This is a genomic window from Pseudomonas sp. PS02290 (assembly GCF_029960075.1).
Taxonomy (GTDB): Bacteria; Pseudomonadota; Gammaproteobacteria; order Pseudomonadales; family Pseudomonadaceae; genus Aquipseudomonas.
In genome coordinates this window covers 1-17878 of record NZ_JASCOY010000090.1, presented here as the reverse complement: position 1 = coordinate 17878, position 17878 = coordinate 1, and the positions used below count along the sequence as shown (strand labels likewise).

Genomic DNA, 17878 nt, shown 5'->3' with positions numbered 1-17878 from the left:
GCATGGATGCCGCGAGAGCCGCCCCCGCCATGGATGGCGGATGGCGGCGGGCCCACGGAGCGAGACCGGAGTGAAGGAACCCTGACGAAGGAAGGGCCCAACCGAGAGCAGGCACCCTTGGTTACTTGGGGTGCTTTTCCAAGTAACTCGCCGAAGGCGAAACAATCTGCCCCTAGGCAGATGCCTTTGATCTTGAATTTGACCTTGATCTTAAGACAGCGGCAAATCGCACGCCGGGCACTTCGACATACCGGTGAACCACCATCGAGACCACCACAACTGCCACTACCACCAACAGCAACAACAGATTGTCGTTCAGCGCACTGCCCGTGCTCAGATACCGCACCAACGTCCCCGGCATCTCACCCGGCTTGTCCACCAACAACGGATACCCGCCAAACTTCGCGGCAACCGTCAGCCCCGTCGCGACCACGAAAATCACCGCCGCATGGGTCAGGTAAATCGACAGCCACAACCGGCCCAGCGCCGGGAACACCCGCACCTGCAACAGCCGCGACACCACCCCGGCTTCCCAGGCGAACACCAGAATCGCCAGGCAAAACAGCACCGACAGCTCAATCGTCAGCGGAGCGTCGCCGGCCACCATCAGCCAGCCGATCGCTGCCAAAACCCCCACCTCAAGCACACTGGCCAGCACCATTCCCGGCACGAAATGCCGCAGCCGTGCGTACAGCCGATAGGTCACCGTACCCGCAAAAAAACACGCCGCGCCCCACAGCACATAGCGCGTCAGCAGATCGGAATCCACGAACAAGCCGACAAACGCCAACCCGCCCAGCAGCGTGAAAATCATCCGCGCCATCCCCGGCAGTGCGTAGCAGACCACCCCGAAGATCAGCCACAGATAAAACGCGACGCTGAGCCACCACGACGGGTAGTTGAACGAGAGCGCGTTGAAGCCCGGCCACCAAGCCTGAATCAGCAACAGATTGGGCAGGATCTCCCCGGGCGCCCGGTCACCACTGAACGCCGGGAAATTCAACAGCAGCCCGTAGCGCTCCAGCACCCGCTTCAGGCACTCGAATCCGATGAAGAACAACAGCACCGCAATGTGCAGCGGCATGACCCGGCAGGCGCGAGCAAGCATGAAGTCGCCCAGCTGCCGCGAGGTATTCAGCGTGCCGACGTAGCGCCGGTAAATCAGAAAACCGCTCAGGGCGAAGAACAGACCGGCGAACTGACTGGCATTACGGAAAAACGACAGCTCCGTGAGGCTTCGCTCGATGTGCGAGTGATGAACGATCAAGGTCAGGGCGCAGAGACCGCGCAGGCTGTCGAGCGCGACGAATCGCTTCATCGTGAGGATCCTTTTTCAGATGAGTCAGGCGTGCGGGCACGCGAACAGGCGCCAGCAGGTGTGCAGGGCAGGCGATGGCAGGGACAGACAGGAAAGTTACCACCTTCGGCGCTGAGGCCGATGAGTGGTTGGAGCAGAAAACAGGAGGTGATGCACAGCTGTTTCGAAGCCAACGCTAACACGGTGCTCGTGAAAGTTTTGCCAGCCACGGACAGCAGTATGCCCGAACCGCAAATCCGTTCGGAACAGCAATCATCGACACCCTACTGTCAGGAAATCCCAATATATGGGATTGACCGTTATATATTGAGATTGCCAGCGCAACAGGTTTATAGTCCGCCCCGCATTCACTCATTAATAACAATCAGGTGAAGCCATGCAGGCGCAATTGATCGCGCTCGATTGGGGGACGACCTCCCTTCGCGCGTATCGACTCGGCGAACACGGCCGGGTACTGGAACAACGTTCGCTCAGCGCGGGCATCATGCAGCTGCCATCGACACCCCGTTCGATTGGCGGGCAGCAGGTTTCCAACGGCTTCGAACTGGCTTTTGACGAAGCCTGCGGCGACTGGCTCGACGCCGAACCAACGCTGCCGGTGATCGCCTGCGGCATGGTCGGCAGCGCCCAGGGCTGGCGCGAAGCGGTCTATCAGCAGACGCCCGCCAGCGTCGCAGCGCTCAGTTCCGCGCTGGTCACGGTGCGCAGCGTGCGCGGCGTCGACGTTCACATCATTCCCGGCATCCTGCAGCGCTCCGAGCTGCCCAACGTGATGCGCGGCGAAGAAACCCAGGTCCTCGGCATTCTCGACTCGTTGCCCGCCAGCGAAGCCGCCAAACCCCTGTTGATCGGCCTGCCCGGCAGCCACTCGAAGTGGGTGAGGGCGGTGAACGGCCGGATCGAGCATTTTGACACCTTCATGACCGGCGAGGTCTACGCGACGCTGTCCAGCCACACCATTCTTGGCCGCACGATGCAGCGCAGCGAGACCTTCGACGCTGAAGCGTTTGACCGAGGCGTGGCGGTGTCGCGGTCGGCCAATGGCGCGGCGGGTCCGCTGTCGACCATCTTCAGTTGCCGTACGCTTGGCTTGACCGGCGTGCTGTCCGGTACCGCACAACCCGATTACCTGTCCGGCCTGTTGGTCGGCCATGAAATCGTCGCGCTGGCGCAACTGCTGCGCCAGACCGACGCGCAATTGCCTGACGTAATCCTGATCGGCAGCGACGCGCTGATCGCCCGCTACCGGCGCGCCCTCGATGCCAACGGTTTCGCCCAAGTGACCCTGGCCGAGCAGGCCACCGAGCGTGGTCTCTGGCAAGTTGCGGTGCAGGCCGGTCTGATTCAATCCTCCTCTTCGGCCGCTGCCCGGCCCCTTCACGTAGAGAACTGACATGCTCAAGCAAGCCCTCGTGCAAAACGGTCTGGTCGCGATTCTGCGCGGCCTGCGCCCTGAAGAAGCGCCGGCCATCGGTGATGTCCTGTACACCGCCGGCTTCCGCGTCATCGAAGTGCCGCTCAATTCCCCGCAGCCGTACGACAGCATCCGCCTTCTGCGTCAGAGCTTGCCCGCCGATTGCCTGATCGGTGCGGGCACGGTGCTGACGCCGGAGCAAGTGCGCCAGGTCAAGGAAGCTGGCGGCCAGGTCATCGTCATGCCCCACAGTGACCCGAAGGTCCTGCGCGCGGCGAAGGCGGAAGGCCTGTTTCTCTCCCCGGGCGTAGCGACACCGACCGAGGCCTTCGCCGCACTGGCCGAAGGCGCCGACGTACTGAAGATGTTCCCTGCCGAGCAAATGGGCCCGGCGGTGGTCAAGGCCTGGCTGGCGGTGTTGCCGGCCGGTACGGCGCTGATTCCGGTGGGCGGCATCACCCCGGACAACATGAAAGTCTTCCTCGACGCTGGCGTGTCCGGTTTCGGCCTGGGTTCGGGGCTGTTCAAGCCGGGCATGAGCGCCGAGGACGTGGCCAAGAGCGCCAAGGCCTATGTCGACGCCTGGCACCAGCACAAGCCTGCCAACAACCAGTGACTGACCCGCTCGTTGCGCCATCGAGGCTGTGTTTTTGAGCAAGTGCGCTAACAGCATGTGTTTTTGAATAAGAGAGACAAGACATGAAAATCACCAAACTCACGACTTACATCGTTCCGCCACGCTGGTGCTTCCTGAAAGTCGAAACCGACCAGGGCGTCACCGGCTGGGGCGAGCCTGTGGTCGAGGGCCGCGCGCACACCGTGGCTGCAGCGGTTGAGGAACTGTCCGACTATTTGATCGGCAAAGACCCGCGCAACATCGAAGACATCTGGACCGTGCTCTATCGCGGCGGCTTCTACCGGGGCGGCGCCATCCATATGAGCGCGCTGGCGGGCATCGATCAGGCGCTGTGGGACATCAAGGGTAAGGCGCTGGGCGTGTCGGTCAGCGACCTGCTCGGCGGCCAGGTGCGCGACAAGATCCGGGTGTATTCGTGGATCGGCGGCGACCGTCCGGCTGACACCGCCCGTGCCGCGAAAGAAGCGGTCGAGCGTGGCTTCACCGCCGTGAAAATGAACGGCACCGAGGAGCTGCAGTTCCTCGACACCTTCGACAAGGTCGATATGGCCCTGGCCAACGTCGCCGCCGTGCGTGATGCCGTGGGCCCGAACGTGGGCATCGGCGTCGACTTCCACGGTCGCGTGCACAAGCCGATGGCTAAAGTGCTGATGAAAGAGCTGGACCCGTACAAGCTGATGTTCATCGAAGAGCCGGTGCTCAGCGAGAACTACGAAGCGCTGAAGGAACTGGCGCCGCTGACCAGCACGCCGATTGCCCTGGGCGAGCGTCTGTTCTCCCGTTGGGATTTCAAGCGCGTCTTGAGCGAAGGTTACGTCGACATCATCCAGCCGGATGCTTCCCACGCTGGCGGTATCACCGAAACCCGCAAGATCGCCAACATGGCCGAAGCCTATGACGTGGCGCTGGCGCTGCATTGCCCGCTGGGTCCGATTGCGCTGGCGGCGTGCCTGCAACTGGACGCCGTTTGCTACAACGCGTTCATTCAGGAGCAGAGCCTGGGCATTCACTACAACGAGAGCAACGACCTGCTCGACTACATCAAGAACCCCGAAGTCTTCGACTACGACAAGGGCATGGTGAAGATCCCGAACGGGCCGGGCCTGGGCATCGAGATCAACGAAGAGTACGTCAAGGAACGCGCCGCCATCGGCCACCGCTGGCGCAACCCGATCTGGCGCCACGCCGACGGCAGCTTTGCCGAGTGGTGATCCGTCTGTGCTGACTTGATCGTTCCCGCGCTCTGCGTGGGAACGATCATTCGCGAGCAAGCTTGCTCCTACAGGGACTGTGCCTGACCCTGATGTCGAGGGCGCTGACCCTCACGTGGGAGTGAGCTTGCTCACGAAGCTTTTCACGGCTCACTGACACCAAAAAAACTCCAGACCTCAGATAACCATAAAAAGAGGCACTTCCCTTGCGCACACAGACTGCTTCCCAAGCGCGGGCGACCACCGCCACGCCGACCCGCAAACGCTTTTTCATCATGGTGCTGCTGTTCATCACCGTGGTGATCAACTACCTCGACCGCAGCAACCTGTCCATCGCCGCGCCCGCACTGACCAGCGAGCTGGGCATCGACCCGGTGCACGTCGGTCTGATCTTCTCCGCGTTCGGCTGGACCTACGCCGCCATGCAGCTGCCCGGTGGCTGGCTGGTGGATCGCGTTCCGCCCCGCATTCTCTACACCATGGCACTGGCGCTGTGGTCCATCGCGACCATTTTTCTCGGCTTCGTTGGCAGCTTCATCGGCCTGTTCATTTTGCGCATGGCCGTCGGCGCGCTGGAGGCCCCGGCCTATCCGATCAACAGCCGCGTCGTCACCGCCTGGTTCCCTGAAAAAGAACGCGCCACCGCCGTCGGCTTTTACACCTCCGGCCAGTTCGTCGGCCTGGCCTTCCTGACCCCTGTGCTCGCGTGGTTGCAGACCCGCTACGGCTGGCACATGGTGTTCGTGGCCACCGGCGGCGTCGGCGTGCTCTGGGCAGCGATCTGGTACATGGTTTACCGCGAGCCCCGCGATTTTAAGGGCATCAATCAGGGCGAGATTGACCTGATCAAGGATGGCGGCGGCCTGGTCGACATGCAGACCGATGCCTCGAAACGCAAAAGCGGTTTCAGCTGGCAGGATCTGGGCATCGTGCTGACCAAGCGCAAGCTGTGGGGCATCTATTTGGGCCAGTTCTGCCTGAACTCGACGCTGTGGTTCTTCCTCACCTGGTTCCCGACCTACCTGGTCAAATACCGCGGCATGGACTTCATCAAGTCCGGCTTGCTGGCGTCGCTGCCGTTCCTCGCGGCCTTCGTCGGCGTGCTCTGCTCGGGATTCTTTTCCGACTGGCTGATTCGTCGCGGTCATACCGTCGGCTTCGCGCGCAAGACGCCGATCATCGCCGGTCTGCTGATTTCCACCTCGATCATCGGCGCCAACTACGTCGACTCGACCCCGCTGGTGATCGCTTTCCTGGCTCTGGCCTTCTTCGGTAATGGCCTGGCGTCGATCACTTGGTCGCTGGTCTCGACCCTCGCCCCGGCGCGGCTGTTGGGACTGACCGGCGGCACGTTCAACCTGATCGGCAACCTGGCGGCAATTGCCACACCGATCGTCATCGGCTTCCTGGCGTCGGGTGATTCCTTTGCGCCGGCGATCACTTACATCGCCGTTCTGGCGCTGCTTGGGGCGTTGTCCTACATCCTGTTGGTGGGCAAGGTGGAACGCATCGAGTTGTCATGACCCTGTCGATACGTAATGAGGGACGTCAATCACGTGCCCGGTGACGGACATTTGCTTGAGAGAGGCATGGAAGCCGTCAAGGCCTGGGTAAGACCGGGCTTGAGGGGTGGTCTAGATCGAAGAGAGCAATCTTTCGCGCAGGTGCTCAGGTGCTCCACCGAATCGGTATTGAACCGTTTGAAGGGTCGAAGTGGACCCTTTAAACGGTTTTTAGTATCAGGCAAGAGCACCTGAGCTGGCGCAGGCTTTCAGGCAGCGCTTGCGGTTAGAACGCCCAATTCAGCGACAGCCCTACGCCGTGGGTTTTATCCCGGGCGCCCAGCAGGCCGTTGTAGTCCAGATCGATCCGCGCATCCCGGTTCAAGACAAGGCTGGCGCGGGCGCCCACGACGGCGGCGTCCCGGTCCATGGACACGCTTTGCACGGCAAAGCTATTCACCCCGCTGGCAAAGGCCAGGTGCTGCTCGGCCGAGGTATCGCTCAGGTTATGCTGCCAGCCCAACGTACCTGAGACGTCCAGTTTCTGGGTATCGGTGAGGTTAAACCGGCTACCGGCACGCGCGCCCAGCGTGGACAGCACCGTGTCGCGGGTGTCGTCATCACCCTTGAGCGCCGTGTCGCCTCCTTTCTCCGTAAAGCTGTCGCTGTCGAAGTGCATATAGGCCAGGTTGGCGAAGGGCTCCAGCGCCAAAGGCTGCAGGTTGAGGCGATAGGCCGCTTCGGTGAACACCTGGGTCGATTGCGCGTCGCGCTTGACCTTCAGGCGGTCGGCCGAAGTACCCAGTTGCACGTCTCGCTTGACGTCAATGCGGTGCCAGCTATGGGATGCACCTGCGGTCAGGCGCAACGGCCCTTCCTCGTGGCCAATGTACGCACCCAGATGGTAGCTATCGGCCGAGGCGCTGGAATGGGTGTCGTCACCCATGCCTAACGAGGTATCGCTGTAACCGACCATGGCGCCCAACCGGGTGTGCTCAGCCACCAGGCCGTCCACACCGGCCAGCAGGCCGCCCAGGGATGAGGTTGAGCTGGCGCTGTCGCTGCTGCCGGCGTTCTTGCCCCAGGCACCCAGGCCTTTCACCCACAGGTTGTTGCCTTCAACGCCCGCCGCAGGCTGGTCGTACAGCCCTTCGACGCGCAGGCGATCACCTACGGCATCGCGTACCTGGCGGCTGTCGTTGATCAGCTGAGTGGCGATGGCCGGATGCACTTCGCCGGACAACTGGGTGTAGGCACGCCGGGCGGTAGCCGCATCAGGGCTCAACAGCAGCTCTTCGTACACCGCGTTACCGGCCCCTAATTGCTCGGCGGCCGCCGCTACGTTGGCCTGGTTAGCGGTTTGCGCGGCGCTGGCGAAGCTGTCCCCGTTGCGCTCCAGGGCCAGGGCAACGCCCGTACCGCTGTAGGCCAGGCTGCCATCCAGGAAAGCGTAGTTATCCAGCACCGACCCAAACTGGCCCTGCACGCCGCCAGCGGCTTGCAGCACGTTGAACGGCCGGCCGATCAGGCTGTTGACCTCGCTCGTGGTGAAGCCGGCGCCGTTTTCCAGCGAGAGGGCCATGGTCGCACCGCTCACCGTAGCCTGTCCGCCGGCGATGATGCGGTCGCTGCCAGCGGGCGACAACTCCACGGCATACACAGCCCCGGGCGCCAGGTTAAGGTCCCCCGCCACGTGTAAGGTACCCACGGAATTGCCCGGCGCCACCGTACCGCCACGGTTGGCGGCAAGGGACGCGACCTGGCCGTTGCCGCCCAGTATGCCGGTGTCGTTGACGGTCACCGCCGAGGCCAGCGAACCGTTGACCGCCAGACGCCCTTCATTGACCAGGGTTGGACCGCTGTAGGTGTTGGCGCCGGTCAGCACCAAGGTACCGATACCCAGCTTGGTCAAGCCGCCATGCCCGGCTATGTCATTGCTCCACAGGTCCCGCCCGCATTGTGGCCCGCTGCAGAGGCGCTGGGTCGGTTTACCGGCATCGACCACCGCGCCGGTACCCGGCACGTTGGCAACGAACTGGCTGTCGCCATAGGCGCCGCTGATACGAAACTCAGCGGGAATATCCGCCTCGGTGACGAACATGCTCGGGCCGTTGACGGCCTTGCCCAGGTTGATCATGCCCCAGCCATAGAGCGCGTCCACGCCAGGCGCGCCGAGGTCGGTGGCGGTGGTTTTTAACACGTCGGCCACCTGTGCGCCGGTCATGTAGGGGAAGCGCTCCATCAGTACTGCCATGCTGCCCGCCACATGGGGCGCGGCCATGGAGGTACCGTTTTTGTTGGCCCAGCCCACGGTCAGGTCTTGCAGGCTGGTGCCGTTAAGCACGGAGCTGTAGATCCGCGTACCTGGCGCCGACACGCAGAAGCTGGCCGTGTAACCGCAGCGAGAAGAAAAGGTGCTCAAGGTGTAAGGCGTGGCGCCGGCGGCCGCGGCGTTCGGGTTTTGCTGCAAGGCAGCAACCGTCAGCCAGTTGGGGGCGATCTCTGGCACGAAATACCCGAGTCCGGCCATGGCGTCCGGGTTGTTCAGGTTGTAGTCGTTGCCGGCGGCGAAAATGGTGACCACGCCGCTGCGCGCTGCATCGATGGCGCCCTGATAAGCGCCCCCTGGGCGAGTGCCGAGGATCTGTCGGATCTGATCGAACTGCAGCTGCGCATCCTGCACGGTGAAGTGCGGAAAGGCCGGGTCGCGACCGCCCTGGTCGAAGCGGTCGGTAATGCCGATGCCCCAGCTGTTATTGATGATGCGCGCGCCACTGCTGACCAATGCGTTCCAGCCAGCCTGGTAAACCGCGCCGTCGTTGCCCAGCACAATCCCGTCTTCCGGGCCTGGGTCGCCGTTGTCGGCGCTGATGATCTGGGCGTTGAAGGCCACGCCGTGCATGGGCCCGCCGTCTCGGTTGCCGCCAGCGATGCCACCTACGTGGGTGCCGTGGTTACCCAGCCGGCCGTTGGAGTCAGGGGTAGGGGCGCCGTCGTAACGGAAGGCGTCGCCGGCCTTTACCGGAATATAGGGGTCGGTGTACTCGCGAATGCCACTGGTAACCAGATTGATCACCTTATCCGGGCTGGCGAATTCCGGGTGCGGTGCGTACACCGGCTGATCGAAAATCCCCAACTTCACGCCCTTGCCGGTGTAACCGGCCGCGTAGGCCTGGTCGGCGTTGATCGCGCCCAGCCCCCATTGGGCCGTGAACTCCGGGCTGCGCCAACTGGCGACATTCCCGGCCTGGCCGGCTTCTACGTAAGGCGCAGCATGGGCTACACCGAGGGTGGCCAGGTAACAGGCGAGGGCGCCGCAAGAAGCGCGATTGGCTTGCCGAATAGCGTGCCGAATGGAGCTGACAGCAACCTGTCTAGTGGTGAATAGCTCTTTCATAGATATAACTGTCCTTAGTTAGCGCACACAAAACCCCGCGCGAATGCCGTCTTGGCATCCGCGTCGTTCTTTTTCCAACAATGGGTAGGTTGAAACATTCAGCCTTATGCAAGCGACGGGCGACGGCCTGGCTCGCCCTGCCGCTCTGCGTTTAGAACTGCCAGTTAAGGCTCAAGCCGATGCCGTGGCTTTTTTCACGGCTGGCCAATTGGCCGTTGTAGTCCAGGCTAACGCTGGCCTCACGGCTCAGCGCCATGCGGGCATGGGCACCCACCAGGGCCGCGTCACGTACCAGGGGCGAACTTTCGATGCCAAAGCTGCTGCCGCCTGCCGCAAAGGCCATGTGCTGCTCTGAATCGGTGTCGCTCAGGTTGTGCTGCCAGCCCAGGCTGCCGGACAGGTCCAGCTTCTGATGATCATTGATTGCGATGGTTTTAAGCGCCCGTACACCCAGCGTGCCGAGCACGGCTTCACGGGTATCGCTGCCGGAGGCAAGTGCTGCGGCATCGCCCTTCTCGCTGAAGCTGTCAGTGCCAAGGTGGACATAGGCCAGGTTAGCGAAGGGCTCAAGCACTGCGGGCTGCAACTGAATACGGTACGCCGCTTCGGTGAATACCTGTGCGGTTTGCGCATCGTGCTTGGTTTTCTCCCGGCCACTGGCGCCGCCGACCTGTACATCGCGGTGGGCATCGATCCGGTGCCAGCTGTAGGCACCGCCGAGGGTCAAGCGCCAGGCGCCGATCTCATGACCCAGGTAGGCGCCCAGATGGTAGCTGTCTACCGATGCACGGGAATGGGTACCCGAGCCCATATTGACCGAGCTGTCACTGTAGCCGCCTACCAGGCCAAGGCGCGTGTCGTCACCTACGTCGCCGTCGACCCCCGCCAGCACGCCGCCAATGGACGAGGTATAGCCAGCCGTATCGCTACGGGAATCCGTTTTGCCCCACGCGCCCAAGGCCTTGAACCAGACATTGTCTTGCGCCGCCGTATGGGCATCGGCGCCGAACACGCTGGCGCCCAGGCGCTCGCCAACCGCATCACGCACATAGCGGCTGTCGTTGATCAATTGGGTGGCGACTGCCGGGTAGATCTCGCCCGACAGCTGCTGGAAACTCTCCCGGGCCGAGGCGGCACTTGGCGCGAGCAGCAGGTTTTCATACACCGCGTTCCCCGCTCCCAATTGTTCGGCGGCCGAGGCCACGGCTGCCTGGTTAGGGGTTTGCGCCACGCTGTCGAAAGCCGCCGTGCGTTCGATATTCAGCGCAACGCCGTTAGCGGCGTAGTCCAGGCGCCCGCCGAGGAAAGCGTAGTGGGAGGTGACCGCAGCGAACTGCCCGTTCACACCATTGGCGGCTTGCAACACGTTGTACTGGCGGCCAAGCAGGGTCTGGCCAGGCGTGGCATTCAAGGCCAGCGGCATTGGGTCCAGGGCCAGGGTCATGTTGGCCCCCGACACCGTGGCACTGCCGGTGGCCACAATGCGGTCACTGGCCGTTGGCGAAAGCTCTACCGCGTAGGTTGAGCCTGGCGCGAAGGTTAAGTCACCGTTCACTCGCAAGGTGCCGATGGAGTTACCCGGCGCCACCTGCCCGCCGCTCAACGCGGTGAGGTTACCGACCTGCCCATTGCCGCCCAAGGTCCCACCCGCATTGACCTGCACGGCGGACGCCAGGGAGCCATTGACCGACAGCACACCACCGTTGACTTGGGTGTCGCCGCGATAGGTATTGTTCCCTTCAAGGATCAATCGGCCCGCGCCGGACTTGATCAGGCTCCCTTTGTACTGGCGCTGAGCCGCGGCCCCAGCACGGGCGGTGCCCACGGCGTAGTCGGTCTGGTCCTGTTGGCTGGCGGTGCTGGCCACGCCGTTCTGCCAGCCTCTGTTGACCAGGGTTTGCCGCCAGGCGGCCTGTTCGGCAGTGTCCTCGGCCTGACGCTGGATCAACGCCTGATCAGAAATATCGTTACTCCAGACATCGGTTCGGCCGGCGCCCAGGGTGGCATCGAAGGTGCCCAGCAACTGGCCTGGCCCGCGCATGGCCCGCTCCAGGTTGACCACGCCCCAGCCCACAGTGCCATTAGGCGCCTGGGTGACCGAACCATCGAGCTGGGTCGCGGTGGTGAGCAGCACCTGCAAGGCCTGCTCGTTGTTCATGTAAGGGTAGCGCTCCATGACCAGTGCCAACGCGCCGGTGGCATGGGGCGCGGCCATGGACGTACCGGACTTGAGCGCATAGCCGCCGCCAGGCACAGTGCTGTTGATCAGCCTACCGGGCGTGGTGATGCACCAATATTTGGCAATGCCACACTGGTTGTAGCGCTGGGCATTGGCGCTATCCAGGCCAGACACCGCCAGCCAGTGGCCTTCCAGGTCCGGCTCGAAATAGGGCAGCGCAGACCGCACACTGGCGTTGGCATAGCCAGTATTGCCAGCACTGAAGACGTTGATCACGCCCTTGCGCGAGACGTTAGCCGCTTCATCCAGCCAGGTGCCCCGGTTGTAATGCTGGGCATAGGCAGCCTGTACGCCTTTCAACGTCGCGTAGGTCACATCCGGCGGCTGGCTACCCCAACTGTTGTTAATCGTCCGCACACCGGCATCGGCCAGCGCGCCATAGGCCGCCTTGAAGTACTGCGGATCCGGGCTCGGGCCAAACAGGAAGCTGTCGCTCTGGTTGGTGTTGGCCACATAGATTTGCGCGTTGTACGCCACGCCATGCATGCCGACGCCATCACGGGCCGCGCCCATGGTCCCGGTCACGTGCGTGCCGTGGGTATCGTTATTGGGGTTGATGGCACCCGTGATGCTAAAGGGCGAACCATCTACATAGGTGCCGTTGGCGGTTATCGCATGGTAGCGGGATGGGCTGGCTTCGGGATGAGAGGGGTCGAAACCTGAGTCCATCGCGCCGATTTTTACGCCGGCGCCGGTGATACCGGCGGCATAAGCCTGGTCCGCCTGGATACGGCCCAATCCCCAGTCGCTCTTGAATTCTTCCGAGCGCCAACTGGCCGCGTCGCCTAACTTCCCCTGTTCTGCATAGTCGGCATAAGCCGAGCAGCCAAAGGTAAAAGACAACGCGCAAAGTGCGGTAGTGGTTGCGGGTTTAACGGAATAACGGACAGCATTGGACGGCTTGAACCTTCGCATCCCTGCACACCTTTTTTATTTGTTAGCTCCCTAGTGAGCGCCGTAAGAAAATAGTCCGCTGCGCAGGGGATGGCAACTTATTTGTTTCAAATTTGATACAAAGCCAACAGTAACTAAGCAGGCAGGTAATAAGGCACAAGGCGCTGTGATGAGGCATCTAGACGGAGCAGGCACAATTACGGTGCAATCCGGGATGGTGGCATTTTAGTTTCATTGTAGAGAAAGTAACGCATCTTTAGTAGGTTCAGCGCAGGGGCTTGGCGACCTCCGCAGTCGCATGTCTACGCGGGATGATTAATACAAAGGTATTCAAGTAATAGATGGCGGGAACTTGAGCTGAGCCACTACTTAGCCATGACGCAAGGGAGACTTGTGGCTCAAGGTACTTCGGGCTTACCCCGCGCCACCTCTGTATCTACAGAAATGGTCTTTAAGTGCAAGAGTGGCAAAGATTCCCCTGGCGCAATGATCACGTTCGCGCAATTTAACGGAGTGCTGGTCAAGGCGAATGATACTTCGTATGCAACCAGCGAACACACCGCAAGCGAATGGCAAATACACCCTGGATTATCGGGGAGCGCCCCATTGTCTTGCTGACAGAGCAATCACAGGACACGCCACAATGTTTAACGAGTTGTGGCGTGCAAGGTCAGCCATCGATGATCCATCACCTGTTCCAAGTCATCAGTCCTGCCCCCGCTTGTGGTTGGGAACCTGGATACTTACTCGCCGCCTGCTGTCTCTTTCAGTTTTTGTAGATCGAGAATTGTGATAGCGCTGTATCGAACAATCAATAAGCCTTGCGCCTCCCAAATTTTCAGCTGGCGGTTGATGCTCTGACGAGAAACACCAAGCTGTTGCGCAATTTTTTCCTGGCTTACTTTCAGGCAGTGGCCGCCGTCGACATCTGAACGTTTGATCAATGAAGCGAGTCGGCTAGCCAACCTCACGGGCAGAGGATCGAGGAAAGCGCTTCCGGCCCAATCGAGCGCCATTCGAAATCTGCCACAGACCAGGCGAGTTATGGCCAGTAGAACATCTGGTCGAGCCTGGATAATCTGCCAGAACGCGCTTGCAGGAAGAACGGCAATAGTCGCCTGGGAGGCAGCGCGGACGTCATACGCTCGCGGCAAGCCATCTAGAAGTGGTACTTCGCCAAACCAATCTCCAGACACCAATTGAGTAAGAAAGAGTTGGCGTCCACTAGCGCCCTGGCTATGGACGCCCAACGTGCCATGAAGCACGCGAAACATTCCCAATGGCTCAGAGCCCTGAGGGAACACTGCCTCAGATTTCACCAACGTCCTGACCCGCGAGGCCTTGAGCAAAATTGCGTCCACCTCCGGGGGTAGGTGGAAGGATGGAGATGTGACTTGGCCAGATAATTCCGACATTGCTAAAACCCGACAATCTTGTTTTGAAGGCTCGGATAGTATCGGAAGCATCTAGCCTGTAGAGGACAGGCATACCAGAATCAGGAACACAGAATGTACGTAGGTCACTTCGCGATCGGCCTCGCAATCAAGGCCCGCTATCCCAAGATCCCTGCGATGCCCATCCTGATGGGCGTTGGCTTCCTGGATCTGCTGGATGGCATCTTCATCATCCTCGGCTTTAACACTGTCACCCCCAATTTAAAAAGCGGGCCTTACCTGTTCTTTGATTTGACCTTTATCGATTGGGATCACTCGCTGCTTGCCGCTGTAGTCTGGTCCGTAGTGTGGGGGCTGCTTTTCGTAAAGCATCGATCCGTAGCAATCGTGGCAGCAGCGGCAGCTTTCTCTCACTTCATCGCTGATTGGCCTATGCATAACAGCGATCTGGCACTGTATCCCCATTCGGTTGAGCATTACGGTTATGGCCTGTGGGGAAGACTGGGAACTGTTGCCTGGATTCTTGAAGGGGCTTTCTCTGCCGTGCTGGCGGGCTATGCATGGCAACAAAGCGCGCGACGCGGTGTGAGCTTGACGTGGCCTTGCGCAGTGCTGGTTGTCTTGTTCTTGCAGCTATCCCCAGTCGCTTCGCCTATGAGGCTTGTTGCGACTCTCGACGAACCTCTCTCGCACATACTTCACGGGGTTTTGGTCTCGTTAGGCTTCCTGGTTCCAGGGCTGTTGCTGTCATGGCTCCTGGATAGAAGTGAGCGATTGCACGAGTGAACATCAACAATCCCGTCAGACGTAAGCATGCAGCATCTGCCTTGAATGATTAAACCGGCCGTCATCTATGGGCCAGCAGCTCTCGCGTCTAGCAAAACAGCCTGTTCAGTAATCCTTCAATGGGGGTTCTTTCGTATCCAGACCGTAATTCTTCGAGCTTCAGAACCCTACGCTCTCCGTCAAGCAGGCTGAGCCCGTGGAGCTCATTCAAGAGCTTCTGAGACGCTTCGACCTGAGGCTGCAGTGCAAGCCAGGCAGTATTCGCCCGAGCCGCCAAATCTTCAGCCTTACGACTCAGGCGTTGGGATTCGATGAGCGTGCTCGCACTCAACATGCTGTTGAGTTCTGCCTGCGTGCGCTCTAGATCGTTAAGCAACTCCGTGAAAACTTCAGCTTGGTCAAGCGCCACGGAAAGACCGTCGACATAGAGGGTGTCGTCCTGGACGCAGTAAATCCCCAGAGGGCCGTCACCGCCTCCGGTGCAATCCAGCGCGAGCACGTTCCCGAGGCGTAACGGCTCTGGAATCCACGTGTGACCCGTGCAAACACGCCAAACGCCTGCGACGCCTTGACGGTAATGCTTTTTGATCCGCTCTCGCCCCCAGAGGGCTATTTCTTCGACTTGCGCGTTGTCGATATCGTTGACGAACCTCTGCCAGGACAAGCCTCTCGGTACATCCCCATGTACAACGCCCACGACCCCACGGGGTGATTCGATCTCGATGAGGGTAGGGAGGGTCTCAAGCTTGACGATGATCATCTCTTTCGACTCATCGGCGACGGTTGCCCACCAACCAGCCCCATGAGAGACATAACGAGCGTCCGGGTTTTCACGGTAAGCCCGAATCAGCATCTGTTCATGGTTACCCATTACGGTGAAAAACCACGGCTCGCCCAAAAGCTTGAGCCCGTCGAGCACGCCCGGGCCGCGATCAATGAGGTCGCCGACGCCGATGACTCGGTCAGTCTGGCTGTCAAAGCCGAGTTTGCGCAGGCCTTTGTACAAGTCGGTGGTTTTGAAGTAAATGTCACCAACGACAAAGTCACGGCCATGGTGATTTTGCGAAAGTCTCAGAACTTTTTGCCTCATGCCTGCGGAATCCTTGGTCATCGAAACGGCTTAATTATCTGCCCTCAGACGCGTGCTACCAAGGTGAATCTTGGGGAGAATGCGGTGGTCTTCGAGCGTGCGTACGGCGCGTTGTCCTACATCCTGTTGGTGGGCAAGGTCGAGCGCATCGAGTGGGTATGACCCTGCGCCGACGCCGAGCAAATTCTGCACAGCGCTGGCAGGCTTCAAGGCTGGCGACGATAATGGCGCCGGTTTTCTGATTCGATAAGGCGCGCCATGCAAGATGCATCCGACACCGCCGTCACTGGCAAAGACCCTGCACCCACCGGTACGCAAACGCTGATTCGCGGCCTGGGCGTGATTCAGGCGGTCGCCAGCGGCGCTCGCGACCTCAAGGAAATCGCCCGGTTGATCGGCACCACCCGCAGCACCACCCACCGGCTCGCCAGTTGTCTGGTGGAGGAGCGCTACCTGCGGGTGTTGCCGCAGGTGGGGTATGTGCTCGGGCCGAGATTGATCGAGCTGGGATTCCAGGCCCAGGAAGAAGTGCCGCTGCTGGTGCTCGCCAGACCCTTTCTTGACGAACTGTCGGCGCTCACCGGCGACACCGTGCACCTGGCCATGCGCGACGGTGACGAGGTCTTGTACCTGCATAAAAATCCCGGGCGCAATGGCCCGGAAATGCGTTCGCGGGTGGGCCATCGCATGCCGCTGGCCCGCACCGGCATCGGCAAGGCGTTGCTGCTGGACAGCCCGGAAAGCGAATGGCAGCGGCTGTACGAAATCAGCGTGCCGACCACCGGCAAAAACCCGCTGTGGCCGGCCCATGAAGAACAGACCTGGGAGCAGGTGCAGGCGCGCATGCACGAGTACGTGCGGGGCGGTTATGCATTCGATCTGGAAGACAACGAGCCGTCCATTCGCTGCGTGGCCGCGCCGGTGCGCGACGCCAGCAAACAGATCGTCGCTGGCATCAGCATCGCCAGCACCGTGCCGTACATGCCGCTGGAAAAAATGGCCGACCTGGTGCCGGTGATCAAGGACGCGGCGGCACGGCTGTCGGCGGAGTTGGGCGGCTAGCGTGTCGCTGCGCGGAGCAGGAGGGTAGGGGCGAAACGTTGAAGCCAAGGGCGGCCATCACACGCTGTTGAGAGCCCGGAAAGCGCCTGCAGGTGACGAGATCGAGAAATGGCTTTGTGATTGACCCAACCATAACCCCGACCCGCGGTCCTAATTGTTCAGAGGCCAGCGGCCGTCCGGCCAAGGCACGCGTGATTCGGGAAGGAGGGATGTTATGGCGAGTAGAAAAAAAATACAGCTCACACCGCTGCTGCTGCTTCAGGAACTCACCACCCTTTTGCTGGAGCATTTTGAGCAGGCCTGCGGACAAGCCCTCGCTGACGCTGAAAAGAAGCTTTCCAGGTTCGAAAAGAAGCGCAGCAAGGTGGAAAAAAAGCGTGGCAAGCAGCGGGACCGTCTCGACTCCACGCCTACCGCAAAACGCAAAAAGCAGATGAAGCTGCGGGCCACTCTCTCAATGCTTGACGCAGCCTCGGTTGAGTTGCAACTTCAGATCGATGAGACCCGGCAATACATCAGCCACTTGAAGCACGATATCCACGTAAGTCTCACGTTGGTGCAGGGCGTGGGCAAGGTACGTGAAGCCGCCGGTGAAATGCTGCGCCAGCGCGAAGGCGGAGGCAGCTCGCCAGCCGCACAAACGGAAGTGGCCGCCAAGTCTGCTGTGAAGCCTTCGACCGCGACCCTGCGCGCTGCGAAGCAGGCAACAGCATTGAAAGCGATTGCTAATGCGGTGGTCGCCAAGCCCACGGTGACGGTGGTCAAGGGACGAAAGCATGCACCCAGCGAGGTTGCGCCATTGGCCCACGGGGTCGCCGAGGCCAGCGCTACGCCCGAGCCGGATGAGGCGCCCCATGCTGAATCCGCGCTCCAGCCGGAGTGGCTCGAGCGCTCGCTGTAGTGGTGTCGCCGTTCGCCCCGCATTGCGCGGGGC

The 17878-nt window shown here is 61.1% G+C and carries 12 protein-coding genes; 7 read left to right on the top strand and 5 right to left on the bottom strand.

Features of this window, described 5'->3' with window-relative positions; genetic code table 11:
* Window positions 1-172: 172 nt before the first annotated feature.
* Window positions 173-1318 (bottom strand): acyltransferase family protein, encoded by a 1146-nt coding sequence (locus QMX88_RS24410; protein ID WP_282372819.1) that lies wholly within the window; start codon window positions 1316-1318, stop codon window positions 173-175.
* Window positions 1319-1694: 376 nt separating this feature from the next.
* On the opposite strand from QMX88_RS24410, the gene QMX88_RS24405 reads away from it, so the two are divergent.
* The 4 genes from QMX88_RS24405 to QMX88_RS24390 all read left to right on the top strand — a co-directional run bounded on the left by QMX88_RS24405 (window position 1695) and on the right by QMX88_RS24390 (window position 6103).
* Window positions 1695-2711, top strand: coding sequence for a 2-dehydro-3-deoxygalactonokinase (locus QMX88_RS24405; RefSeq protein ID WP_282372818.1), 1017 nt, complete (start codon window positions 1695-1697; stop codon window positions 2709-2711).
* A gap of 1 nt (window position 2712) precedes the next feature.
* Window positions 2713-3348, top strand: a complete 636-nt coding sequence (locus QMX88_RS24400) for a 2-dehydro-3-deoxy-6-phosphogalactonate aldolase (RefSeq protein ID WP_282372817.1) — start codon at window positions 2713-2715, stop codon at window positions 3346-3348.
* Window positions 3349-3431: 83 nt separating this feature from the next.
* The gene (dgoD, locus tag QMX88_RS24395; RefSeq protein WP_282372815.1) at window positions 3432-4580 is read left to right on the top strand and encodes a galactonate dehydratase; all 1149 of its coding nucleotides are present in this window, start codon (window positions 3432-3434) and stop codon (window positions 4578-4580) included.
* A gap of 275 nt (window positions 4581-4855) precedes the next feature.
* Entirely contained in the window at window positions 4856-6103 is a 1248-nt protein-coding gene (locus QMX88_RS24390; protein WP_282372820.1) for an MFS transporter, read from the top strand.
* Window positions 6104-6368: 265 nt separating this feature from the next.
* On the opposite strand, the gene QMX88_RS24385 is transcribed toward QMX88_RS24390, so the two are convergent.
* From QMX88_RS24385 to QMX88_RS24375, 3 genes are all read right to left on the bottom strand, one after another.
* Window positions 6369-9479: an autotransporter domain-containing protein gene (locus tag QMX88_RS24385; RefSeq protein WP_282372814.1), complete on the bottom strand. Its 3111-nt coding sequence runs from the start codon at window positions 9477-9479 to the stop codon at window positions 6369-6371.
* 151 nt (window positions 9480-9630) lie between these two features.
* On the bottom strand, window positions 9631-12633 hold the full coding sequence (gene eprS, locus QMX88_RS24380; protein WP_282372813.1) for an autotransporter serine peptidase EprS: 3003 nt from the start codon (window positions 12631-12633) through the stop codon (window positions 9631-9633).
* A 722-nt stretch (window positions 12634-13355) separates the two neighbouring features.
* Window positions 13356-14027 carry a Crp/Fnr family transcriptional regulator gene (locus QMX88_RS24375; protein ID WP_282372812.1) on the bottom strand — a complete coding sequence of 224 codons (672 nt, stop codon included), beginning with the start codon at window positions 14025-14027 and terminating at the stop codon, window positions 13356-13358.
* Between the two features lie 93 nt (window positions 14028-14120).
* On the opposite strand from QMX88_RS24375, the gene QMX88_RS24370 reads away from it, so the two are divergent.
* On the top strand, window positions 14121-14792 hold the full coding sequence (locus QMX88_RS24370; protein WP_192174875.1) for a hypothetical protein: 672 nt from the start codon (window positions 14121-14123) through the stop codon (window positions 14790-14792).
* Between the two features lie 88 nt (window positions 14793-14880).
* Here the strand turns inward: QMX88_RS24370 and QMX88_RS24365 are convergent, their stop codons facing one another.
* A complete protein-coding gene (locus QMX88_RS24365) occupies window positions 14881-15903 on the bottom strand; it encodes a metallophosphoesterase (RefSeq protein WP_282372811.1) in 1023 nt (340 codons plus the stop codon).
* Window positions 15904-16140: 237 nt separating this feature from the next.
* Here QMX88_RS24365 and QMX88_RS24360 point away from each other — a divergent pair, with 237 nt between their 5' ends.
* Window positions 16141-16944 carry an IclR family transcriptional regulator gene (locus QMX88_RS24360; RefSeq protein WP_282372810.1) on the top strand — a complete coding sequence of 268 codons (804 nt, stop codon included), beginning with the start codon at window positions 16141-16143 and terminating at the stop codon, window positions 16942-16944.
* A gap of 214 nt (window positions 16945-17158) precedes the next feature.
* The gene (locus tag QMX88_RS24355; RefSeq protein WP_282372809.1) at window positions 17159-17845 is read left to right on the top strand and encodes an AlgP family protein; all 687 of its coding nucleotides are present in this window, start codon (window positions 17159-17161) and stop codon (window positions 17843-17845) included.
* Window positions 17846-17878: the final 33 nt, after the last annotated feature.